Genomic DNA, 20232 nt, shown 5'->3' with positions numbered 1-20232 from the left:
GCCAAACCCCTGCCAAGGAGACCTCCCATGGCCACCGTCCCCGTCACCGACGCGACCTTCGACGAAGAAGTGAAGAACTCCGATATCCCCGTTGTGGTGGATTTCTGGGCCGAATGGTGCGGCCCCTGCAAGCAGATCGGCCCGGCTCTCGAGGAGCTGGCCGCCGAGTATGAAGGCAAGATCAAGATTGCCAAGGTCGACGTCGACCAGAACCCGAACACCGCCGCCATGATGGGCGTGCGCGGCATCCCTGCGCTGTTCATCTTCAAGGACGGCCAGGTGATCTCGAACCGCGCCGGCGCCGCCCCCAAGGCGTCGCTGGCGAGCTGGATCAACGAGTCGATCTGAGCCTTCCGGCCCGACGATTTCGCGAAATGCGCCCTCCTCGCGGGGGGCGCATTTTTGGTGTCCCGCGCCACGCTCAGAGCCCGGGAAACACCCGCCCCGCCAGTGCCTGCACCCCGGCCCACCGCCGCGCCTGTGCGGGGCCCCTATCCTCGGCCCCGGCCGGCAGCCCCCACCATTCCGCCAGCACCCGGTTGCGCAGCAAAAGCTCGACCGACGGATCCTCGGCCCCCACCAGGCCGTATCCCTCGAAGAAGGCGCCTTGCACCTCGAGCGGCAGCACCTCTCGGTCTGGGATGGCGTCTTTCGGCGCATGAAGGATGGCGTAATCCGCCAGCAGCCGGGCGATGTCATGCCCGACCGGCACCACCCGCCCTCCGGCGAAATCGAGCCCCCAGCAGCCCGCCTCGTCCAGCACCAGATTGCGCAGGTGCAGATCGCCATGGGTCTGGGCGGTGATCGTCTCGCGCCCTTCGTAGAGAACCTGATCCGCGCAGAGCGCCTCGGCGCAGCTCAGAAAGCGCTGCGGCTCGGCCACGATCCGTGCGCCCGAGGAAACGTCCACCATCACCGAGCGCAGGAACCGCACCGTGTGCTTCGGCTGGAACACCCGCGTCTCGCCCGGAAGCGCCCGGTGAAACCCGCCCAGCCAGCCCCCGGCCCGCCGGAGCAGCGCCGCCTGCGCGCTCAGCGGCGCCCCCTCCAGCAGCCCCGACAGCGGCCGCGCATCGAGATACCCCATCACGCAGGTCCGCCGCTCCACGTCGAAGGTCAGCAGCTCGGGCACGCCCTGCGCGTAAACCTCCTGCACCGCCAGATGCGCTGCCATGGCCGCCGCGAACTTCTCCGGGTCCGCCGGTCGCGCCTCGTGCTTCAGCACCAGCCGCGCGCCGCCGGGTCCCTGTAGCCGCAGCAGGATCCGCGCCACCCGCGCATCCTCGCGCCGGGCCAGCGGCGCGGCGCTCCAGGACGCCGGGTCAAGCCCGATCTCGCGCGCAAGAACCGGCCAATGCGCCAGTGCCGCCTGCGCCAAATCCCCCGCAATCATTCCCATTTCCCGCCCCCTGCGCTATCTGCCCCGGCAAGGGCGGCGCCTTGCGAGGGGACATCTCAACCCCCATATGGCGCCCAGCAAGAAAGGAAAGACAATGTCCGATCAGGAATTTCCGGGCTGGCACGGCACCACGATCATCGGCGTCCGCAAGGGCGGCAAGGTGGTCGTCGCGGGTGACGGGCAGGTGAGCCTCGGCCAGACCGTCATCAAGGGCACCGCGCGCAAGGTGCGCCGGCTGGCGCCCGGCGGTCACGAGGTGGTCTGTGGCTTCGCCGGCTCCACCGCCGATGCCTTCACCCTGCTCGAGCGGCTGGAGGGCAAGCTCGAGAAATCCCCCGGCCAGCTGCAGCGCGCCTGCGTCGATCTCGCCAAGGACTGGCGCACCGACAAGTACCTGCAGAAGCTCGAGGCGATGCTGATCGTCACCGACGGCAAGGACCTTTACGTCATCACCGGCGCCGGCGACGTGCTCGAGCCCGAGCATGACATCGCCGCCATCGGCTCGGGCGGCAACTTCGCGCTCGCCGCCGCGCGCGGGCTCTACGAGTACGAGGAAGACGCCGAGAAAATCGCCCGCCGGGCCATGGCGATTGCCTCCGACATCTGCGTCTACACCAACGGCAAGCTGACCGTTGAGACCATTTCGGCTTGAAACAGAGCCTGAAAGGACGACCATGACTGACCTGACACCCCGGGAAATCGTCTCGGAACTCGACCGTTTCATCATCGGCCAGAACGACGCCAAGCGCGCCGTCGCCGTGGCGCTGCGCAACCGCTGGCGCCGCAAGCAGCTGAGCGCCGACCTGCGCGACGAGGTCTACCCCAAGAACATCCTGATGATCGGCCCGACCGGCGTCGGCAAGACCGAGATCTCGCGCCGCCTTGCGAAGCTCGCCCGCGCGCCCTTCATCAAGGTCGAGGCCACCAAGTTCACCGAGGTCGGTTACGTCGGTCGCGACGTCGAGCAGATCATCCGTGACCTCGTCGACGCCTCGATCGTGCAGACCCGCGAGTGGATGCGCGAAGACGTGAAAGCCGCCGCGCACAAGAACGCCGAGGAACGCGTGGTTTCCGCCATCGCAGGCGAGGACGCGCGCGAGGGCACCCGCGAAATGTTCCGCAAGAAGCTCAAGGACGGCGAGCTCGACGACACGGTGATCGAGCTCGACGTGGCCGACACCGCCTCGCCCTTCCCGACGATGGAAATCCCCGGCCAGCCCGGCCAGAACATGGGGATGATGAACCTCGGGGACATCTTCGGAAAAGCCTTCGGCGGGCGCACCACGCGCAAGAAGATGACCGTCGCGGAAAGCTACGAGGTGCTGATCTCGGAGGAGGCCGACAAGCTGCTCGACGACGAGCAGGTCAAGCTGGCCGCCATCGAGGCGGTGGAGCAGAACGGCATCGTCTTCCTCGACGAGATCGACAAGGTCGCGGCGCGGCAGGAAGCCCGTGGCGGCGACGTGTCGCGCGAAGGCGTGCAGCGCGACCTGCTGCCCTTGATCGAGGGGACCACCGTCAGCACCAAGCATGGCGCGGTGAAGACCGACCACATCCTCTTCATCGCCTCGGGCGCCTTCCACATCGCCAAGCCGTCGGACCTGCTGCCCGAGCTTCAGGGCCGACTGCCGATCCGGGTGAACCTGCGGGCGCTGACCGAAGAGGATTTCGTCCGCATCCTGACCGAGACCGACAACGCCCTGACCCGCCAGTACACGGCGCTGATGGCCACCGAAGAGGTCACCGTGACCTTCACCGAGGGCGGCATCCACGCGCTCGCCAAGATCGCCGCCGAGGTCAACGAGAGCGTCGAGAATATCGGCGCGCGGCGGCTCTACACGGTGATGGAGCGGGTGTTCGAGGAGCTGAGCTTCACCGCTCCCGACCAGCCGGGCACGGAGATCACCGTCGACGAGGCCTTCGTCGAGAAGCACCTCGGCGAGCTGACCCGCTCCACGGACCTCAGCCGCTACGTGCTCTGACGCGCCGGATGCGGGGGGCCAGCCCCCCGCACCTCTTCTCTTTCCAAATACGCCCACCGGAGGCTTCCCGCCTCTACCACCCAGCGTCGCCGCCGGATATGTTCGCGCCAACATTCCAGGAGGACGCCCCCGATGAAACGCTCCCACGTCAATGAGATCCTGCGCGCCAGCGACGCCTTCATTCGCAGCCACGGCTACAGCCTGCCGCCCTTTGCCTATCTCACCCCCGAGGGTCTGAAGAAAGCCGAGCACGGCGAGATCAAGCGCCGCCGCATGGGCTGGGACATCACCGATTACGGCGGCGGCAAGTTCGACGAGCTGGGGCTCTTCCTCTTTACCACCCGCAACGGGCTCAATGCCGATCTCGGCCAGCGCAGCGCCATGCTCTACGCCGAGAAGATCATGATCTCGCGCAAGGACCAGCTCAGCCCGATGCACCGGCACGATCTGAAGGTCGAGGACATTATCAACCGCGGTGGCGGCACGCTGGTTCTGGAACTCTTCACCGCCACGCCCGAGGGCGAGATAGACCGCGACGCCGCGGTCACCGTGCTCTGCGACGGCATGGAACGGACGCTGCCCGCGGGCGGGCACCTCAAGCTGGATCCGGGCGAATCGGTGACGCTCTTCCCGTCAACGTGGCACGCCTTCTGGGGCGAGGGCAGTGACGTGCTGATCGGCGAGGTCTCGACGGTCAACGACGACCTGACCGACAATATTTTCGCCGAGCCGCTGGGTCGTTTCTCGCAGATCGAGGAAGACGAGGCGCCGCTGCACCTGCTGGTGTCGGATTACGACGACAAGCTCTGACCAGGGGCCAGGACCGCCTCAGGCCATCCACCACCGCTCGGCCATGCGCGAATCGTCCATCGCGCGCATGGCCCCGACGCGCTTCGGCGTCGCGATCCGCGCCGAATGTGCCTGTAGATGGTTGGCGTACATCGGCAGGATCAGCCCGCCCTCGTCGCGGCTGATCCGCTGCATCTCGGCGTAGAGTTCGGCACGGCGGGTGCTGTCGAACTCGGCCCGTGCCTCGCGCAGCAAAGTGCCGAAGCGCCCCGAGCCGCCGCGCGTGGCGTTCCAAGGCGCGGCTTCGGTCAGCACCGTGGAAAACGCCCAATCCTCTGTCGCCCGGCCCGACCAGCCACCGGCGCGGAAACCGGCGCTGTCGCGCGGCCAATGCGTTTCCGGCGGAAGCCGGCGCAGCTCAAGCGCGATCCCGGCCTGCGCGGCGCTCTCGCGGTAGAGCTCGGCAGCGCGACCGGCGCCGTCGAAAGCGGCCTCGGAGACCAGCATCGGCAGGGCGATCCTCTCGTGGCCGGCCTGCGCGAGATGCCAGCGGGCGCGGTCCGGATCGAAGCCCTGCGGCTCGAGCACAGCGAAATAGGGGTTGGCGGGCCCGATCGGGCTGTCCTGCCCGATGCTGCCATGGCCGTGCAGGACCTGGGCCACCATCGCCTCGCGGTCGACCGCGGCCTTCAGCGCCTGCCGCAGGTGCGGGTCGGCGAAGGGGGCAAGGTCGGTGCGCAACGCGAAGCCGTAATGCTGGTTGCCGGCGAGGCTCTGCACGGTGAAGCGTGGCTCGGCCTGAAGCGCGGCGGCCTCGGCGGCGGGCAGTCGGTCGATGGCATCGACGCGCCCGGACCGCAGCGCCTCGAGCCGGTCGCGGGGGTCGTTCATGGCGAGGAAATCCACCCCGTCGAACCAGCCCGCGCGGCCGTCCTTGTAGTGCTCGGCGACCCGGTGGCCGATGAAGCGGCGGCCTGGCTCGAAGCGCTCGACCCGGTAGAGTCCCGTGCCGATGCCGCGCGCCATGGCCTCGGCGATCTGCCCGGCGGGGTAGATCAGCAGATGGTAGTCGGCGAGCAGGTAGGGGAAGTCAGCGTTGCCGGTGGCGAGGGTGAACTGCACCTGATGCGGCGCGGTAGCCCGCATCTCCTCGATCTCGGCGACGATGGGCCGGGCCGGCGAAGCTGCGTCCCGGTGCAGCGCCAGCGAGGCCAGCACGTCCTCGGCGCCAAACGCCTTGCCATTGTGGAAGCGCACGCCGGGGCGCAGGTCGAAGGTCCAGACGCGGGCATCGGGCGAGGCGCTCCAGCCGGTGGCCAGCTCGCCGCGCAAGGCGCCTCCTGCCGCCACCTCGGTGAGCGTGTCGAAGATCGCGCCCTGCGCCGCGGCGCTCATGAAGAGCCCGGCGTGGGTCCGCGCGTCCCAGCTGTCGGTGCCGCGCGCGCCGCCCAGCGCGGCGCGGAAGTAGCCGCCGCGCGTCGCCCCTGCCACAGCCGCGGCACCGGCCAATCCCGACGCGCCGAGAACGGCGGCGGCGAGGGCCGATTGCAGCACGCGACGGCGGCGAAGGGCGGTCATGGAACGGGGCGCTCCCCTCTGGTGATGTCTCTTGCGGTGCTCACTTTGCACTCCGGCCCGCGCGGGTGCAACAGCGGCTCGCTCAAACCTGCGCCATCTGGGGGCGCGGTCAGTAACCGTGACGGTTCGGCAGGCTTTCGAGCAGGGCGATCTGGTCCATCACCCGCACCAGCTCGGCGCTGATGCCGGGCTCGGATAGGGCATGGCCGGCGTTGCGCACCATGCGCAGCTCGCCCTCGGGCCAGGCGCGCGACAGCTCCCAGGCGCGACGCGGTGGGCAGATCATGTCGTAGCGGCCCTGCACGATGACCCCGGGAATCCCGCGAAGCTTATCGGCGTTCTTGAGAATCCAGCCGTCTTCCTCGAGGAAGCCGGCATTGACGAAATAATGGTTCTCGAGCCGGGCAAAGGCGCGGGCGTATTCCGCCGGCGCCTCGCCGCCGTGGCCATTGGAATAGACCGAGGCCAGCGCGTTCTCCCAGCTCGACCAAGCCCGGGCGAAGCGGATTTCCTCGCGCAGGTCGCCAGAGAACAGCCGCCGGTGGTAGGCACCGACAAGATCACCGCGCTCGTCTTCGGGAATCAGGCTTTCGAAGCGCGCCCAGGTCTCCGGCCAGAACTGCCCGGCGCCGCCTCCGTAGAACCAGTCAAGCTCGGCCTGGGTCATCATGAAGACGCCGCGCAGCACCAGCTGGCGCACCCGCTCGGGGTGGCTGATGCCATAGACCAGCGAGAGCGTCGCGCCCCAGCTGCCCCCGAAGACGATGAATTTCTCGATCTCCAGCGTCTCGCGGATATTCTCGATGTCGGAAACGAGGTGCCAGGTGGTGTTGTTCTCGACGCTCGCGTGGGGCGTCGAGCGCCCGCAGCCGCGCTGGTCGAAGAGCACCACGCGGTAGACGTCGGGGTCGAAATAGCGCCGCATCGCCGGGCTGCAGCCGCCGCCGGGGCCGCCATGGAGCACGATGACCGGGATACCGGAAGGGTTGCCGCATTGCTCTACATAGAGCTTGTGCCCAGCGCCCACCTCGAGCATGCGCTGGTCGAACGGGTCGATCGCGGGATAGAGATGTTGCACTGCGCTCTTTTGGCCCGGGTATTTGTCCATGGAACCTCTATATTGGCTGATGAACCCAAAAGAAAACGGGATACCGAAAATATGACCCTGACCGTCGATCCGTCCGAAGTCGCCAAGTTCGAAGCCATGGCGGCAGAATGGTGGGACCCGAACGGAAAGTTCAAGCCTCTGCACATGATGAACCCCGTGCGTCTCGAGTATATCACGACGCAGATTGCCGGGGAGTTCGACCGCGACCTTGCGACGCCGCGTCCCTTCGAGGGGCTGCGCATCCTCGACATCGGCTGCGGCGGCGGGTTGCTCTGCGAGCCGATGGCGCGGCTCGGGGCCGAGATCGTCGGCGTCGATGCCGCCGAGCGCAATATCCCCGTGGCGCGGACCCATGCCGAGCAGTCGGGGCTGGAGATCGACTACCGCTTTTCCACCGCCGAGGCGCTGGCAGAGGCCGGCGAGCAGTTCGACGTGGTGCTGAACATGGAGGTGGTCGAGCACGTGGCCGATCCGCAGGCCTATCTGAACGCGTGCCACGCCTTGCTGAAGCCCGGCGGGCTGCACCTGTGCTCGACGATCAACCGCAATGCCAAGAGCTTCGCCATGGCCATCGTCGGCGCGGAATGGGTGATGCGCTGGCTGCCAAAGGGCACCCACGACTGGGCAAAGTTCATCACCCCCGACGAACTTTACGGGCTGATGCGCAACGCAGGCCTGGAGCCGGTGGACCGCAAGGGCTACGTGTTCAACCCGGTGAGCTGGCGCTGGTCGATCTCGGACCGCGATTTGTCGGTGAACTACGTGACGGCGGCGCTGAAGCCGCAGGGCTGAACCCGGTCGTCAGTCCGCCTCGAGTTTCAGCCGCAGCTCGCGCAGCACCGGAAGCGCCGCCCGCACCTTGTCGACGCCAAGGTCCTTGACCATCTCCGAGATCACCGGCGCCATGGCGGCAAGCGCCGCCTCGCGGGCGCGCTTTCCGGCGGGGCTGATCGCCACCATCTTGCGCCGCGCGTCGTCCCAGTCGGGGCGGATGTGCACGTACCCGGCGATCTCGAGCTTGTTAAGCGTGTTGGTCATCGCGCCGCGGGTGACGTGGAAGCTGCGCGCCAACTGCGCCGGGCTGCGCTCGGTCTGCACCCGGGCAAGGTGGTTGAGCACCGAGAAATGCGAGATCTCCATGCGGTCGGGCAGCACCCGGGTCAGGCGGTTGCGCAGCAGCTGGTCAGCGGTCAGCAGCTCGCTGAACAGCGAGATCGCCAGGGCATCGGCGGGGGAGCTCATGCCGGTCCCTCGAACTGGCGGTCGTGGGTCAGCGCCGGGATCTGTGCCCGCGCCTTGTCGGATTGCGCCAGGTCGATCTCGGCATAGATGATGCCCGGCTCGGTGCCGCCGTCGGCGATGACCTCGCCCCAGGGCGAGACCACCAGCGAATGGCCATGGGTGCGGCGCGGCTTGCCCTCGGAGATTTTGTGAGACCCGCATTGCGCCGGGGCGAGCACCCACGAGCCGGTCTCGATGGCGCGGGCGCGCAGCAGCGGCTCCCAATGGCCGGGGCCGGTGGCGGGCGAGAAGGCGGCGGGCACGGTCAGGATCTGCGCCCCGGCATGGGCCAGCGCGCGGTGCAGGTAGGCAAAGCGCACGTCGTAGCAGATGGTCATGCCGAGGGTGCCGAAAGGTGTTGCCACCGCCACGGCGCGGTCACCCGGCGCAAAGCCGTCGGATTCGCGGTAGGTCTCGGTCTCGGTCACCTGCACGTCGAACATGTGGATCTTGTCGTAGCGCGCGGCGATCTCGCCCTCGGGGGTGATCAGGAAGCTGCGGTTGGCAAAGCGCTCCTCCGGCGGCTCGGATTTCACGCCGAGCGAGCCGATCAGCAGCCAGACGCCAAGCGCCTTCGCCTCGGCGCGCAGCCCCGCAAGGGTCTGATCCTCCGCCTCGGGCCGCAGCACCGCCTTCTGGTGGCTGCGGCTCGACGAGACGCAATTGGTCACCTCGGGCGTGAGGATGAAGCCCGCGCCCTGCCCAGCCGCCTCGCGCATCATGGCGCGGACGGTCTCGAGATTCTCCGCCGGATCGTCCGACGAGCTGATCTGCAGCAGCGCGGTTTTCATGTCCTTGCCCCGTCAGCCCGCGAGCAGCGGGTCGAGCTTGCCGTCGCGCTCCATCGCGTAAAGCTCGTCGCAGCCGCCAACATGGACATCGCCCACGAAGATCTGCGGCACGGTGCGGCCACCGTTGGCGCGCTGGGTCATCTCGGCGCGACGCTCGGGCGCGGCAGCGACATTGATCTCGGTGAACTCGGCGCCCTTCTGGGTGAGCAGCCGCTTGGCAGCGACGCAGAAGCCGCAGGTGGGCGTGGTGTAGATCTCGATCGGTTTCATGCAGGTTTCCCTTTCCGGCGGACTGGCAGCCCATCTTTCAGGGATTTAGGTATCCTTTGCAACGCGCGCCAGTACCGAGACCATAACCTGTGCCGCGCCAGCCTGCTTGCAGGCCAGCGACGCTGCGGAAAGCGTCGCCCCGGAGGTCATCACGTCATCCACCAGCAGTACGTTGCGCCCCGCGAGGTCTTCCCGCCCGGTAACGCTGATAGCGCCGTCGAGCGTTGCAAAGCGTTCCTCGGCGCCCTTTCCGTCGAGCGAGGGCGTGGCGCGGATGCGGCGCAACGCGTCGGGGCAGTGGCGCAGCCCCAGCTCGCGCGCCAGCGCCGCGCCCAGCAGCGCCGACTGGTTGTAACGGCGACGCAGGTGGCGGCGCAGGTGCAGCGGCACCGGCACCACCAGCGTGCCGGCATCGAGCCCCTGCAGCCCGCGCGCCATCCAGCGTGCCGCGGGCCCCGCGATGTCGGTGCGGTCGGCGTGTTTCAGCATCAGCACCAGCTTGCGCCCGTTGCCCTTGTAGAGCAGCGCCGCCCGTCCCTGCGCCCAGGGGCGCTCTTGCACCCGACAGGCGTCGCAATGCTCGGCGACATCCGATTGGCCGGGCAAGGGCACCCCGCAAAGGTCGCAGCAGAGCCCGCCCAGAAAGGGAGTGTCGCGCCAGCAGGGGCCGCAAAGTCCGTGATCGCTCTCGACCAGCCCGCCGCAGATCAGGCAACGCGGCGGGTAGACAAGACGCAGCGCCCCGCGCAACAAGGTTTGCAACCGCTCCTGCCGCATCTTATCTAGCCTCCATGTCCAGCCAGAGTTCCGACCCGCGTCCCGGCCAGCCAGCCCCCCAGAGCCCGCAGCTCATCGACCGCCCCGCCCTCGCCCGGAACCGGGCCCGGGCGCGCCGCGCAGAGGACCTGCACAGGGCGCTTTTCCTGCATGAGGCCGCGCGGGACGAGGCGCAGGATCGTCTGATGATGGTTAACAGGGAGTTCAAATCCGCAGCCATTGTCACCCCCTTCCCCGAGATCTGGGACGGCGCCCTGCCCGGCGCCAAGATCCTGCCCGACGACGAGGTGCTGGACCTCGAGGTCGGCGCGCATGATCTGGTGATCCACGCGCTTGCCCTGCACTGGGCGAACGACCCGGTCGGCCAGCTGATCCAGTGCCGACGCGCGCTGAAGTCAGACGGGCTCTGCCTGACGATCGCCTTCGGCGGCGAGACCCTCTCGCAGCTGCGCGCCGCCCTGGGACAGGCCGAGATCGACGTCACCGGCGGGCTGTCGCCCCGGGTGCTGCCGATGGGCGAGATCCGCGACCTCGGCGCGCTGCTGCAGCGCGCCGGGCTGGCGCTCCCGGTCGCGGATTCGCTGCCGCTCGACGTGAGCTACGAGAACGCGCTGCACCTGATGCGTGACCTGCGCGCCATGGGCGAGGCCAACGCGCTTTCGGCCCGGTTGCGCAGCCCCACCCGCCGTGCCGTGCTGCTGCGCGCTGCGGAGATCTACGTCCAGAGCTACGCCCGCCCGGACGGCCGCCTCTCGGCGACCTTCGAGCTTGTTACGCTGACCGGCTGGGCGCCCGACGAGAGCCAGCAGAAGCCCCTGCGCCCGGGATCTGCGGCGCATCGTCTCGCCGACGCCCTGGGCGCCAAGGAAACCCGCCTCGAGGATTGAATCATTCTAAATTCGCGTTAGTTAGCGCGTGACTTTGAGGGAACAGAACGCATGAACGACATGACCCCCGACCCGATCCGTCCCGCTCAGGCCCCCGCCGATCACCCGGCGCTCCCACGCGAAAAAGTCGGTGTCCTGCTCGCCAACCTCGGCACGCCCGACCACTACAGCTATTGGCCGATGCGCCGCTACCTGTCCGAGTTCCTCTCGGACCAGCGCGTCATCGATTACCCGAAGTGGAAATGGCAGCCGCTGCTGCAGCTGATCATCCTGTCAAAGCGGCCGTTCTCGTCCGGCGCGAATTACAAGTCGATCTGGAACGAGGAGCTGAACGAAAGCCCCCTGATGACCATCACCAAGGCGCAGACCGCCGCCATCGCCGAGTCGATGAAGGCGCGCCACGGCGACCGGGTCATGGTCGATTTCTGCATGCGCTACGGCAACCCCTCGACCAAATCCAAGGTCAAGGCGATGACCGAGGCAGGCTGCCGCAAGATCCTGTTCTTCCCGCTCTACCCGCAGTACGCGGGGGCGACCTCGGCCACCGCCAACGACGCCTTCTTCAAGGCGCTGATGGAGGAGACCTGGCAGCCCACCGCCCGCGTGGTCGATCCTTATTTCGAGAGCCCGGCCTATATCGAGGCACTGGCGCAGTCGGTCGAGCGCGCCTATGCCGCCAAGGCAGAGAAGCCCGAAATTCTGGTGGTGTCCTACCACGGCATGCCGAAGCGCTACCTGATGCAGGGCGACCCCTATCATTGTCAGTGCCAGAAATCGACGCGGCTGCTGCGCGAGCGCCTCGGCTGGGACAAGACCGAGATCCGCACCACCTTCCAGTCGGTCTTTGGTCCCGAGGAATGGCTCAAGCCCTATACCGTCGAAGAGGTTGCGCGGCTGGCGAAGGACGAGGGCAAGAAACGCATCGCGGTGATCGCCCCGGCCTTCTCGGCCGATTGCATCGAGACGCTCGAAGAGATCAACGAGGAGATCAAGGAGAGCTTCGAGCACGCCGGCGGCGAAGACTTCACCTACATTCCCTGCCTCAACGATGACCCGGCGCATATCGCGGCGCTGAGCGGCGTGATCGAAGACAACCTCAGGGGCTGGCTCGACTGACACCGGCCCCCGCAGGCAGGGGCGAAAAAGGAACATGGCCCAAAAGGAAAAGGCGGTGCCGGGGCACCGCCTTTTTGCATGTCTGGCAAGAGCGTCCGGTCAGTCGGTCGCAGAGGCCGCGGCCACCACGGCGATCAGCAGCAGCGGGATCAGGATGCCGCCGTAGGAGGACGACGCCTCGGTGCCGTCGACGACGACGATCGGCTCCGAAACCGGCTTGCCGCTGTCATAGGACCCGGCCATGACCGAAGTCGCAGATGCGGCGAGCACGGCGGCGAGTGCAAATTTCTTCATTGCTGTTCTCCAGATCAACGCCTGCCGCGGCATGGTGAATTCCGAAGCGGGATTCCTCCACGGCAGGCCCAAGACTTACCTCGTGTATCTGGTCTAAGCAGCAAACCCCTACGATTGCAAACTCTGGCTGACGCGGCGTCCGCCGCGCCGCCCGCCCGCCGTCAAATCAGCAACACCTGCGTGCCGACCTGTGCCATGTCGTAGAGCGCCTCGATGTGCTCGTTATAGAGTCCGATGCAGCCGTTCGACGAGCGGCGCCCGATCTTGCGCGTGTCGTGGGTGCCATGGATGCGGTAGTACTGCCAGCTCAGGTGCAGCGCACGGGTGCCGAGCGGGTTGTCCGGGCCCGGCGGCACGTAGTCCGGCCACTCCGGGTTGCGCTGCTTCATCGACGGCGTCGGGCGCCAGTCGGGTTGCGGATCCTTCAGCACCACCTGCGTGCGGCCCTTGCGAGTCAGGTCGTCGGTCAGCGGCACCGACGACGGGTAAAGGTGGTAGGTGCCGTTCTGTTCCCAGAAGTGCAGCGCCCGCGACGAGATATCCACCAGCACCGCGCCCTTGTTCAGGTTGCTGAAATAGGGCTGCCAGTCGAGCGTGCGGAAGCTCGAGATATTGTGGCGGATGACCTTCGAGATGTCATTTTCCATCTCGACCGTTCCCGCGCCGTTGTAGCTCTGCGCAAGGGCCGGGGTCGCCGCGGCGCCGGCCAGCGCGGCCGATCCGGCAAGGAAGGCGCGACGGGAATAGGGGGATTTTGCCATGGCGGAAATGTCCTTTGGAGCCACGAAAAACGAAAAGCCAGTACGAGGCGTCTGGGGTTTTACGCCCGACAACCGTTAAGAGTTCCCTAATCATATGGCGAGAGCGCCGCAGTCGCAAATCAAACGCAGGTGTACACGAACGATCACATGCATGTGGGTTTGATCAGCCCGGCTGCGCGAGCTATGTGTGTGCCGCAATAGTGAACCAGCGGTACGCGAAGGTCAGCCAACATGAACAGACGCACGTTTCTCCTGCTCTCCTCCGGGCTTCTCGCGGCGGCATGTGCCCCCTCGGTGACCCCGCCGCAGATTGGGCCGGACGGCAAGCCCCTGCCACGCGTCTACCGGATCAACGAGGGCGACAGCGGCCGGATCGAATATTCGATGCTCGATTCCGTGAACGCGCTGCGTCAGGCGCGCGGCGTGCCGGGTGTGACTCTCGACAGCAAACTCAACGCTGCCGCCGCGACCCATTCGCGCGACATGTCGGTGCAGAACCGCCCTTGGCACTTCGGCTCGGACGGCTCCTCGCCGATCGACCGGGTGCAGCGCGTCGGCTACACCGGCCGCCTGCTCGGCGAGAACATCTCGGAGACCTATGAATCCGAGCTCGAGACCCTCGCCGCCTGGATGGAAGACGCGCCGACCCGCGACGTGATCCTCGACCCGAGTGCCCGCCAGATGGGCTTTTCCTGGTTTCAGGAACCGGGCGGCAAGATCTGGTGGACCCTGGTCATGGGCGCGCCCGACCTCGCCCCGACGCCAGGCACGCAGATGGCCGGTTTCTGAACCTCGCCGCATCGGCAAAGATGAAAAGACCGCCCCCCCGGGGCGGTCTTTTCATGTCCGGCAGCGCGCATCGGCCCTCAAGAGCGTCGCCGCAAGCAAAAGGCCGCCCCAAGCGGCGGCCCGTTTTCGGCTCTGCACACCTGCCCGCTGCGCGCAGGGTCAGGGCATGATTAGGATCGGCGTCGGCCTGTCGGCACGGATCATCGCGTAGATATCCTCGATCTCGCGGTCGGTCACGGCGATGCAGCCCCAGGTCCAGTCCCAGACACCGTTCTGATAGGCCGGCGGGCGGCCGTGAATGAAGATGTCTCCGCCCGGGCTCTTTCCAAGAAAGCGCGCCTCGGCACGGTCGGCGGCGTTGGGGTAGTCGATCCCGAGGCTCAGGTGGAACCGCGAGTTCGGGTTGCGCCGGTCGATCATGTAGAGCCCTTCGGGCGTCTTGCCGTCGCCTTCGACCTTCTTGTCGCCGGTCGGGTCGAAACCAAGACCGATGTCATAGACCTTCATGATCGAATCATGGTGCAGCAGGTACATCTTGCGAGCCTGCTTATGCACCACGACATGGGTGACGGACGGCCCGCTATAGGACCTGAATTTCATGCTCGCCGGGTCCCGCCCACCGCCGCAGGCGGCAAGCAGCAAAACCGCTGCGAGCACGAACACGTGCCTGCCAATAAACATCTTGCCTGTCTCACTCGTTCTTATTTTGCCTCAGTTATACAGTACACTGCGGCATCGCGATAGAAGGAGTTGGCAGGAAGTTGTCGGAATATCGGCACTATTGCCTTTTGAATCCTGCAACGAGCTCGATATGGGTCGACCAGCGGAACTGGTCCACGACGCGTAGCCCCTCGAGCTGGTAGCCCGCGCGCAGCAGCGCCGCGGCCTCGCGCGCAAAGGTCACCGGGTTGCAGGACACGAAGGCAATGCGGGGAATCTTCGCTTCGCAGAGCTGCGCCACCTGCGCCTCGGCCCCGGCGCGCGGCGGGTCGATCACCGCGGCGTCGAAACGCGCCAGTTCGGCGGGCAGAAGCGGGTTGCGGAAGAGATCCCGTGCCTCGGTGGTCACGTGGCGCAGACCCTGTGCATGGCGCCAGCCATGGTCGAGCGCCTGGGTCATCGCCCGGTCGCCCTCGACCGCGTGCACGCGCGCCCGCTCGGCGATCGGCAGCGCGAAGGTGCCGCAGCCGGCGAAAAGGTCGACCACATGGCTCGCCCCGTCGATGTGCTCCAGGACATCGGCCAGCAGCGCCGCCTCGCCCTGCGGCGTTGCCTGCAGGAATGCCCCCGGCGGCGGCGAGACCTCGGCCCTTCCCATCTTCTGCATCGGCGGGCGGCGGGTCAGCACCACGTCCTCGCCCCAGGCGATGCGCGCGCACTCATGCTGGCGCGCCAGCTCGGAGAGCTGCTGCTGCATCTGCGCGTCGGCCTCCTTGCCGCCCTTGGCGACCACATCGAGCCCGCCATGGCTGGTGGTGACCATCACCGACAGCTCGGCCTTGCGGCTCGCGCCGAGCACCGCCAATGCCTCGACCAGCGGCAGCGCGGCGGCCAGTTTCGGGTCTATGACGCGGCAGTCTGGCACTTCGACGATGACGTCGGAGCGCTTGCGGTGAAAGCCGACCTGCGCCCCCTTCTTGGTGCGCTTGGCCGAAAAGCCGGCGCGGCGCCGCGTTTGCTCGGGCGAGGTGGCAATCTCGCGGAACGCGGCCTCGATGCCATGCGCGGCCAGTGCATGGCGCACCACATCCTGCTTCCAGGCGGCGACAAAATCGGGCCGGGCGTGCTGCAACTGGCAGCCACCACAGCTCTTGGCGTGGCGACAGGGCGGGCTGACCCGCATCTCGGACGGCGTGAGGATGCGCGGCGCGTCCATGACGCCGCCGGAGATCTCGCCCTCGACAAGCTCGCCGGGAAGAGTGCCGGGCACGAAGACGGGACCGGCGGCGATGCCGTCCCCCTGATGCCCGAGCCGTTCGATCGTGACCTGTTCCATGCGCCGCCTCATGCCCCCAACGGGGCTGCCGCGCAAGCCTGTTAAAGCGGGCGAGCCACCCTTGCAGAGCCTATTCCGCTGCCTCCTGCGGGTCGATCACCCCGCCGCTTTGACGGTTCCAGTAGCGCGCATAGAGCCCGTTCTGCGCCAGCAGCGCGTCGTGGCTGCCCTGCTCGACGATGCGGCCCTGATCAAGCACCACGATCCGGTCCATGCTGGCGATGGTCGAGAGCCGGTGCGCGATGGCCAGAACGGTCTTGCCTTCCATCACCCGCTCGAGCGCGCGCTGGATCAGCGCCTCGACCTCGGAATCGAGCGCCGAGGTGGCCTCGTCCATCACCAGAATCGGCGCGTCCTTGAGGATGGCGCGTGCCAGCGCGATGCGCTGCCGCTGTCCGCCCGAGAGCTTCACGCCCCGCTCGCCGAGGTGCGCGTCGTAGCCGGTGCGCCCCATGTGGTCGCGCAGATGCAGGATGAACTCATGCGCCTCGGCCTTCTCGGCGGCGGCGATCACCTCTTCCATCGTGGCCTCCGGGCGGCCGTAGCGGATGTTGTCCAGCGCCGAGCGGTTGAACATGGCCGTCTCCTGGGTGACCATGCCGATCTGCCGCCGCAGGCTCTCCTGCGTGACATCCGCGATGTTCTGCCCGTCGATGTAGATGCCGCCCTTTTCCGTGTCGTAGAGCCGCAGCAGCAGCGCGACGAGCGTCGATTTGCCCGCGCCCGAGGCGCCGACGATGCCCACCTTCTGGCCCGGCGCAATGTCGAGCGCGATATGCTCGACCCCGCCTTCCTTGCGGCCGTAGGCGAAGCCGGCTTCGCGGAACTCGATGCGCCCCTGCGGCACCGCCAGCGCCGGGGCACCGGGCGCGTCGAGAAGCGTGTGGTCCGGAGTGATGGTGCGGATGCCATCCTCGATCTCGCCGATGTTGGCGTAGATGCCCATCAACGTGAAGCTGACCCAGCCCGTCATCTGGCTGAGCCGGATGGCGACGGCCCCGGTGGCGGCGATGTCGCCGGCGGTGACGTAGCCCTGCGACCAGAAAGCCAGCGCGCCGCCGATCAGCAGCACCGGCAGCGTGCCCGCCAGCGCCATCAGCCAGAACCGGAAGGCCGAGGCGACATGACCGAAGGCGATGAAGCGCTCGCGGTAGGTCGACATGGCGTCGAGCGCGGCGCGGTCCTCGAACTCGTCATGGGCAAAGAGCTTCACGGTCTTGATGTTGGTCACCGTGTCGACCAGCTGGCCGGTGACCATCGCCCGCGCCGCCGCCCGCGCCTTGGACCGCGTGCGGATGCGCGGCATGAAGTGGCGCAGCAACAGCGCGTAGACGACGATCCAGCCGATCAGCGCTAGCCCGATGCGCCAGTCGATCGAGCCGACCAGCCAGACCGAGCCGATCACCGAAGCGAGCGCAAAGAGCACCGCCTGGATGACCTCCGAGATCACGTCGTTCAGCGCCCGAGCGGTCTGCATCTCCTTTTGCGAGATGCGCCCGGCGAAATCATTGTCGAAAAAGGTGACGGAATGGCCCAGCGTGTAGCGGTGCACCCGGCTCAGGATCAGGTTGAACACATTGGGCTGCATGACGACCGACTGCACGTAGGCCGAAAGCCCGGCGATCCCCGGCCGCAGCAGGATGAAGAAGGCGGCGCAGAGCAGCAGGAACAGCCAGTGAGCGGCAAAGACCGTGCTGGCGGGGCTGCTGAGGGTCTTGTCGATCACCTCGCCCAGCAGCTTTGCCGACATCACCTCGAAGATGCCGCCCAGGGCCGAGAGGATCGCCGCCGGAATCAGCACCGGCCAGGCCCCGCGCAGCGCCCAGAGCGTGAACCGCCCCAGGGTCTGCGGCGGCGGCGTCTCGGCGCGGGAAAACGGGTCTATCATGTCGGAAAGGCTCATGCCTCGCCCTCTCGGTCTTGGGTCAGATCATGCGGTGTCCTGCGCTTGGCTGTCGGCGTCGGGGTCGAGGAAGCCGCCGGACTGGCGCGCCCAGAACCCTGCATATAGTCCAGCCTGGGCCAAAAGCGCGTCATGGGTACCCTGCTCGACGATGCGCCCGTCGTCCATCACCAGAATGCGGTCCATGGCCGCGATGGTCGAGAGCCGGTGCGCGATGGCGATCACCGTCTTGCCTTCCATCATGCCGTAGAGCGTGTCCTGGATCGCCGCCTCGACCTCCGAATCCAGCGCCGAGGTGGCTTCGTCGAGGATCAGGATCGGCGCATCCTTGAGGATCACCCGCGCCAGCGCGATGCGCTGCCGCTGCCCGCCCGAGAGCTTCACGCCGCGCTCACCCACATGAGCATCATAGCCGCGCCGCCCCTGACCGTCCTCAAGCGTGAGGATGAACTCATGCGCCTGCGCCTGCTTCGCGGCCTCGATCATCTGCGCCTCGCTCGCCTCGGGGCGGCCATAGAGCAGGTTCTCGCGCACCGAACGGTGCATCAGAGCGCTGTCCTGCTGCACCATGCCGATCTGGCGTCGCAGGCTGTCCTGCGTCACGCGGGTGATGTCCTGCCCGTCGATCTCGACCTTGCCGGATTCAGGGTCGTAGAAGCGCAGAAGCAGCTTCACGAGGGTCGATTTCCCGGTGCCCGAACGGCCCACAAGGCCGATCTTCTCGCCGGGGCGGATGGTCAACGTCACCCGGTCGAGCCCGCCCGAGCCGCGCCCGTAGTGGTGCGAGAGATCCGACACCGCAATCTCGCCCTGCGCGACCCGAAGCGGCTTTGCATCCGGGCCGTCGACAAGTTCGATCGGCTGGGCGATGGTCTCCATCCCCTCGGCCACCACGCCGAGCTGGCGGAAGAAGGTGGTCAGCGCCCACATGATCCAGCCGGTCATCGCGTTGAGCCGCAGCGTCAGCGCCGTCGCCGCCGCCACCGCGCCGGTGCTGGCCTGCCCCTGCATCCACAGGGCAATGGCCCAGCCGACAACGCCGACGATGAGCAGCCCGTTGAGCACCATCAAACCCAGATCCATCAAGGTATAGAGCCGCATTTCCGCCTGGAAGGTCTGCCGCGCCTGCTCGATCGCCTCCTTGGCGTAATCCAGTTCCTGCCGGTCGTGGGCGAACATCTTCACCGAGTGGATGTTGGTATAGGCATCCACCACGCGGCCCGTGACGAAGCTGCGCGCATCCGAAGCGGCCTTTGACGCCGCGCCGACGCGGGCGACCGTCCATTTCATCAACCCGGCGTAGAGCGCCAGCCAGAGCAGCATCGGGATCACCAGCCGCGGGTCGGCATCGCCGAGCAGCACCAGCGCGCCGACGAGGTAGGAGATCGAGAAGGTGATCGCGTCGAAGACCTGGAACACCGCCTCGCCCGCCGCCGGGGGCGTCTGCATGATGCGGTTGGCGATGCGCCCGGCAAAATCGTTCTCGAACCAGCCGATCGACTGGCGCAGCACCTGCTTATGCGCCCGCCAGCGCACCAAGGTGCCGAAGTTGGGCATGATCGCATTGTTCAGCAGCAGCACGTCGAGCGCCTGGAACAGCGGCCGCAGCAGCAGGATGAAAAGCGCGAGGGCTATGAGATGCCAGCCGTGGTCTTCCCAGACCTGCGCCGGCTCGCCGCCGAGGATGTCGACGACCCAGCCCATGGCCCAAATGAGCCCGATCTCGATGCTGGCGACCACCACCGACAAGAGCCCTGTCCAGACGAAGACCCGGCGAAACGGCCGGGAATAGTCCAGCATGAAGGGCAGCAGCTTGGTCGGAGGCCGGTCCGTCTGCGGGTAGTCCACATAGGGATCGACCATGCTTTCGAAACGGCGAAACATGTGTCGTGTCCTGATTGTCTGACGCTAGGTCTAGGTCAGGCCTTACAGGAACACCATGACGGAAAAACTTGCCAGTGCGATGGCCATGGCCCGGTTGAACCAGCGCCAGGCCGCCGGGGTCGACAGCAGGTAGGTCAGCAATGCCCCTGCCGAGGTCCAGAAGAGGCACACCACGAGGTTCAGACCCGAAAAGGCCGACCCCAGCCGCAGCGCTTCGCCCAGCGGGCCGAAAGCCGAGGGATAGGCCGAGACCGCCGCCAGCGCCACCGCCCAGACCTTGGGGTTCACCCATTGGAAGAGCACCGCCTCGATCAGCGTCATGGGGCGGGCCGCCTCGGCCTTCTTGCGGCGCTCGGAATTCCACAGGCCCCAGGCCATGTAGAGCATCCAGGCGCTCGCCGCGATGCGCAGCGCGAACTCCAGCTTCGGCATCTGCTGCAGCAACGCGGCAATGCCGAGCCCGGTGAGCCCGGCGGTGATGCCGACACCGATCACCACACCGAAAAGATGCGGCAAGGTGCGTTTCACGCCGAAGCGCGCGCCCGAGGCGGTCAGCAGGATGACATTGGGACCGGGCGAGAAGAGCCCGAAGAAGACAAAGGCGTAGAGCGGATCAATCGTCATGCA

22 protein-coding genes are annotated in these 20232 nt (G+C 67.2%); 8 read left to right on the top strand and 14 right to left on the bottom strand.

From position 1 onward, the window contains the following. Nucleotides 1-27 precede the first annotated feature (27 nt). The gene (gene trxA / locus G0Q01_RS07455; RefSeq protein WP_095881202.1) at nucleotides 28-348 is read left to right on the top strand and encodes a thioredoxin; all 321 of its coding nucleotides are present in this window, start codon (nucleotides 28-30) and stop codon (nucleotides 346-348) included. A 73-nt stretch (nucleotides 349-421) separates the two neighbouring features. Here trxA and G0Q01_RS07450 read toward each other — a convergent pair whose 3' ends face one another. Then, nucleotides 422-1393, bottom strand: coding sequence for a phosphotransferase (locus G0Q01_RS07450; RefSeq protein WP_235939825.1), 972 nt, complete (start codon nucleotides 1391-1393; stop codon nucleotides 422-424). A gap of 100 nt (nucleotides 1394-1493) precedes the next feature. Between G0Q01_RS07450 and hslV the strand changes: the two genes are divergently transcribed. The 3 genes from hslV (at nucleotide 1494) to G0Q01_RS07435 (ending at nucleotide 4191) form a co-directional block, all read left to right on the top strand. Further along, on the top strand, nucleotides 1494-2051 hold the full coding sequence (hslV, locus tag G0Q01_RS07445; RefSeq protein WP_164213174.1) for an ATP-dependent protease subunit HslV: 558 nt from the start codon (nucleotides 1494-1496) through the stop codon (nucleotides 2049-2051). A 22-nt stretch (nucleotides 2052-2073) separates the two neighbouring features. Continuing rightward, entirely contained in the window at nucleotides 2074-3381 is a 1308-nt protein-coding gene (gene hslU, locus G0Q01_RS07440; protein ID WP_108964185.1) for an ATP-dependent protease ATPase subunit HslU, read from the top strand. A 132-nt stretch (nucleotides 3382-3513) separates the two neighbouring features. Beyond that, entirely contained in the window at nucleotides 3514-4191 is a 678-nt protein-coding gene (locus tag G0Q01_RS07435; RefSeq protein WP_164213173.1) for a D-lyxose/D-mannose family sugar isomerase, read from the top strand. Nucleotides 4192-4209: 18 nt separating this feature from the next. On the opposite strand, the gene G0Q01_RS07430 is transcribed toward G0Q01_RS07435, so the two are convergent. Continuing rightward, nucleotides 4210-5748 carry an ABC transporter substrate-binding protein gene (locus tag G0Q01_RS07430; protein WP_164213172.1) on the bottom strand — a complete coding sequence of 513 codons (1539 nt, stop codon included), beginning with the start codon at nucleotides 5746-5748 and terminating at the stop codon, nucleotides 4210-4212. A 109-nt stretch (nucleotides 5749-5857) separates the two neighbouring features. Further along, nucleotides 5858-6856 carry a prolyl aminopeptidase gene (pip, locus tag G0Q01_RS07425; protein ID WP_164213171.1) on the bottom strand — a complete coding sequence of 333 codons (999 nt, stop codon included), beginning with the start codon at nucleotides 6854-6856 and terminating at the stop codon, nucleotides 5858-5860. Nucleotides 6857-6907: 51 nt separating this feature from the next. On the opposite strand from pip, the gene ubiG reads away from it, so the two are divergent. Further along, the gene (ubiG, locus tag G0Q01_RS07420) at nucleotides 6908-7648 is read left to right on the top strand and encodes a bifunctional 2-polyprenyl-6-hydroxyphenol methylase/3-demethylubiquinol 3-O-methyltransferase UbiG (protein WP_108964189.1); all 741 of its coding nucleotides are present in this window, start codon (nucleotides 6908-6910) and stop codon (nucleotides 7646-7648) included. A gap of 9 nt (nucleotides 7649-7657) precedes the next feature. On the opposite strand, the gene G0Q01_RS07415 is transcribed toward ubiG, so the two are convergent. Genes G0Q01_RS07415 through G0Q01_RS07400 form a run of 4 tightly spaced genes read right to left on the bottom strand, consistent with a single transcriptional unit; the run spans nucleotide 7658 to nucleotide 9975 of the window. Beyond that, nucleotides 7658-8098 carry a MarR family winged helix-turn-helix transcriptional regulator gene (locus G0Q01_RS07415; protein WP_108964190.1) on the bottom strand — a complete coding sequence of 147 codons (441 nt, stop codon included), beginning with the start codon at nucleotides 8096-8098 and terminating at the stop codon, nucleotides 7658-7660. Continuing rightward, entirely contained in the window at nucleotides 8095-8928 is an 834-nt protein-coding gene (locus G0Q01_RS07410; protein ID WP_164213170.1) for a carbon-nitrogen hydrolase family protein, read from the bottom strand. The genes G0Q01_RS07415 and G0Q01_RS07410 overlap by 4 nt, the downstream gene beginning before the upstream one ends. Nucleotides 8929-8940: 12 nt before the next feature. After that, complete coding sequence (gene grxC / locus G0Q01_RS07405; protein ID WP_108964192.1) at nucleotides 8941-9198, bottom strand: glutaredoxin 3; 258 nt, start codon at nucleotides 9196-9198, stop codon at nucleotides 8941-8943. Nucleotides 9199-9243: 45 nt separating this feature from the next. Next, nucleotides 9244-9975, bottom strand: coding sequence for a ComF family protein (locus G0Q01_RS07400; RefSeq protein ID WP_164213169.1), 732 nt, complete (start codon nucleotides 9973-9975; stop codon nucleotides 9244-9246). 14 nt (nucleotides 9976-9989) lie between these two features. Here G0Q01_RS07400 and G0Q01_RS07395 point away from each other — a divergent pair, with 14 nt between their 5' ends. Beyond that, complete coding sequence (locus G0Q01_RS07395) at nucleotides 9990-10862, top strand: SAM-dependent methyltransferase (protein WP_164213168.1); 873 nt, start codon at nucleotides 9990-9992, stop codon at nucleotides 10860-10862. A 51-nt stretch (nucleotides 10863-10913) separates the two neighbouring features. Beyond that, nucleotides 10914-11978 carry a ferrochelatase gene (gene hemH / locus G0Q01_RS07390; RefSeq protein WP_164213167.1) on the top strand — a complete coding sequence of 355 codons (1065 nt, stop codon included), beginning with the start codon at nucleotides 10914-10916 and terminating at the stop codon, nucleotides 11976-11978. Nucleotides 11979-12077: 99 nt separating this feature from the next. Here hemH and G0Q01_RS07385 read toward each other — a convergent pair whose 3' ends face one another. Together G0Q01_RS07385 and G0Q01_RS07380 are read right to left on the bottom strand one after the other, a co-directional pair. Beyond that, nucleotides 12078-12272 carry a ferrochelatase gene (locus tag G0Q01_RS07385; RefSeq protein ID WP_164192802.1) on the bottom strand — a complete coding sequence of 65 codons (195 nt, stop codon included), beginning with the start codon at nucleotides 12270-12272 and terminating at the stop codon, nucleotides 12078-12080. Nucleotides 12273-12433: 161 nt separating this feature from the next. Further along, nucleotides 12434-13033, bottom strand: a complete 600-nt coding sequence (locus G0Q01_RS07380; protein ID WP_108964196.1) for a L,D-transpeptidase — start codon at nucleotides 13031-13033, stop codon at nucleotides 12434-12436. A 231-nt stretch (nucleotides 13034-13264) separates the two neighbouring features. Here G0Q01_RS07380 and G0Q01_RS07375 point away from each other — a divergent pair, with 231 nt between their 5' ends. Further along, nucleotides 13265-13822, top strand: coding sequence for a CAP domain-containing protein (locus tag G0Q01_RS07375; RefSeq protein ID WP_108964197.1), 558 nt, complete (start codon nucleotides 13265-13267; stop codon nucleotides 13820-13822). A gap of 159 nt (nucleotides 13823-13981) precedes the next feature. Here the strand turns inward: G0Q01_RS07375 and G0Q01_RS07370 are convergent, their stop codons facing one another. The 5 genes from G0Q01_RS07370 to G0Q01_RS07350 all read right to left on the bottom strand — a co-directional run bounded on the left by G0Q01_RS07370 (nucleotide 13982) and on the right by G0Q01_RS07350 (nucleotide 20229). Continuing rightward, on the bottom strand, nucleotides 13982-14503 hold the full coding sequence (locus G0Q01_RS07370; protein ID WP_108964198.1) for a murein L,D-transpeptidase family protein: 522 nt from the start codon (nucleotides 14501-14503) through the stop codon (nucleotides 13982-13984). 97 nt (nucleotides 14504-14600) lie between these two features. Beyond that, a complete protein-coding gene (locus G0Q01_RS07365) occupies nucleotides 14601-15818 on the bottom strand; it encodes a class I SAM-dependent RNA methyltransferase (RefSeq protein ID WP_164213166.1) in 1218 nt (405 codons plus the stop codon). Between the two features lie 70 nt (nucleotides 15819-15888). After that, nucleotides 15889-17721, bottom strand: coding sequence for an ABC transporter ATP-binding protein (locus tag G0Q01_RS07360; RefSeq protein WP_164213165.1), 1833 nt, complete (start codon nucleotides 17719-17721; stop codon nucleotides 15889-15891). 27 nt (nucleotides 17722-17748) lie between these two features. Then, entirely contained in the window at nucleotides 17749-19605 is a 1857-nt protein-coding gene (locus G0Q01_RS07355) for an ABC transporter ATP-binding protein (protein WP_164213164.1), read from the bottom strand. 42 nt (nucleotides 19606-19647) lie between these two features. Beyond that, nucleotides 19648-20229, bottom strand: coding sequence for a LysE family translocator (locus G0Q01_RS07350; RefSeq protein ID WP_108964202.1), 582 nt, complete (start codon nucleotides 20227-20229; stop codon nucleotides 19648-19650). Nucleotides 20230-20232: the final 3 nt, after the last annotated feature.

The sequence above is a fragment of the Salipiger sp. PrR007 genome (assembly GCF_010499845.1).
GTDB lineage: Bacteria > Pseudomonadota > Alphaproteobacteria > Rhodobacterales > Rhodobacteraceae > Salipiger > Salipiger pacificus_A.
This window is presented reverse-complemented; position numbering and strand designations above follow the sequence as displayed.

Excerpts from the sequence above, each read along its gene's own strand:
- G0Q01_RS07410 (WP_164213170.1), bottom strand. The coding sequence starts at position 8,928 with ATGAAAACCGCGCTGCTGCAGATCAGCTCGTCGGACGATCCGGCGGAG.
- G0Q01_RS07435 (WP_164213173.1), top strand. The coding sequence starts at position 3,514 with ATGAAACGCTCCCACGTCAATGAGATCCTGCGCGCCAGCGACGCCTTC.
- hslV (WP_164213174.1), top strand. The coding sequence starts at position 1,494 with ATGTCCGATCAGGAATTTCCGGGCTGGCACGGCACCACGATCATCGGC.
- G0Q01_RS07430 (WP_164213172.1), bottom strand. The coding sequence starts at position 5,748 with ATGACCGCCCTTCGCCGCCGTCGCGTGCTGCAATCGGCCCTCGCCGCC.
- G0Q01_RS07395 (WP_164213168.1), top strand. The coding sequence starts at position 9,990 with ATGTCCAGCCAGAGTTCCGACCCGCGTCCCGGCCAGCCAGCCCCCCAG.
- hslU (WP_108964185.1), top strand. The coding sequence starts at position 2,074 with ATGACTGACCTGACACCCCGGGAAATCGTCTCGGAACTCGACCGTTTC.
- grxC (WP_108964192.1), bottom strand. The coding sequence starts at position 9,198 with ATGAAACCGATCGAGATCTACACCACGCCCACCTGCGGCTTCTGCGTC.
- G0Q01_RS07380 (WP_108964196.1), bottom strand. The coding sequence starts at position 13,033 with ATGGCAAAATCCCCCTATTCCCGTCGCGCCTTCCTTGCCGGATCGGCC.
- G0Q01_RS07365 (WP_164213166.1), bottom strand. The coding sequence starts at position 15,818 with ATGGAACAGGTCACGATCGAACGGCTCGGGCATCAGGGGGACGGCATC.
- hemH (WP_164213167.1), top strand. The coding sequence starts at position 10,914 with ATGAACGACATGACCCCCGACCCGATCCGTCCCGCTCAGGCCCCCGCC.
- G0Q01_RS07355 (WP_164213164.1), bottom strand. The coding sequence starts at position 19,605 with ATGTTTCGCCGTTTCGAAAGCATGGTCGATCCCTATGTGGACTACCCG.
- G0Q01_RS07415 (WP_108964190.1), bottom strand. The coding sequence starts at position 8,098 with ATGAGCTCCCCCGCCGATGCCCTGGCGATCTCGCTGTTCAGCGAGCTG.
- G0Q01_RS07450 (WP_235939825.1), bottom strand. The coding sequence starts at position 1,393 with ATGATTGCGGGGGATTTGGCGCAGGCGGCACTGGCGCATTGGCCGGTT.
- G0Q01_RS07370 (WP_108964198.1), bottom strand. The coding sequence starts at position 14,503 with ATGTTTATTGGCAGGCACGTGTTCGTGCTCGCAGCGGTTTTGCTGCTT.
- pip (WP_164213171.1), bottom strand. The coding sequence starts at position 6,856 with ATGGACAAATACCCGGGCCAAAAGAGCGCAGTGCAACATCTCTATCCC.
- G0Q01_RS07400 (WP_164213169.1), bottom strand. The coding sequence starts at position 9,975 with ATGCGGCAGGAGCGGTTGCAAACCTTGTTGCGCGGGGCGCTGCGTCTT.
- G0Q01_RS07375 (WP_108964197.1), top strand. The coding sequence starts at position 13,265 with ATGAACAGACGCACGTTTCTCCTGCTCTCCTCCGGGCTTCTCGCGGCG.
- G0Q01_RS07360 (WP_164213165.1), bottom strand. The coding sequence starts at position 17,721 with ATGAGCCTTTCCGACATGATAGACCCGTTTTCCCGCGCCGAGACGCCG.
- trxA (WP_095881202.1), top strand. The coding sequence starts at position 28 with ATGGCCACCGTCCCCGTCACCGACGCGACCTTCGACGAAGAAGTGAAG.
- G0Q01_RS07385 (WP_164192802.1), bottom strand. The coding sequence starts at position 12,272 with ATGAAGAAATTTGCACTCGCCGCCGTGCTCGCCGCATCTGCGACTTCG.
- G0Q01_RS07350 (WP_108964202.1), bottom strand. The coding sequence starts at position 20,229 with ATGACGATTGATCCGCTCTACGCCTTTGTCTTCTTCGGGCTCTTCTCG.
- ubiG (WP_108964189.1), top strand. The coding sequence starts at position 6,908 with ATGACCCTGACCGTCGATCCGTCCGAAGTCGCCAAGTTCGAAGCCATG.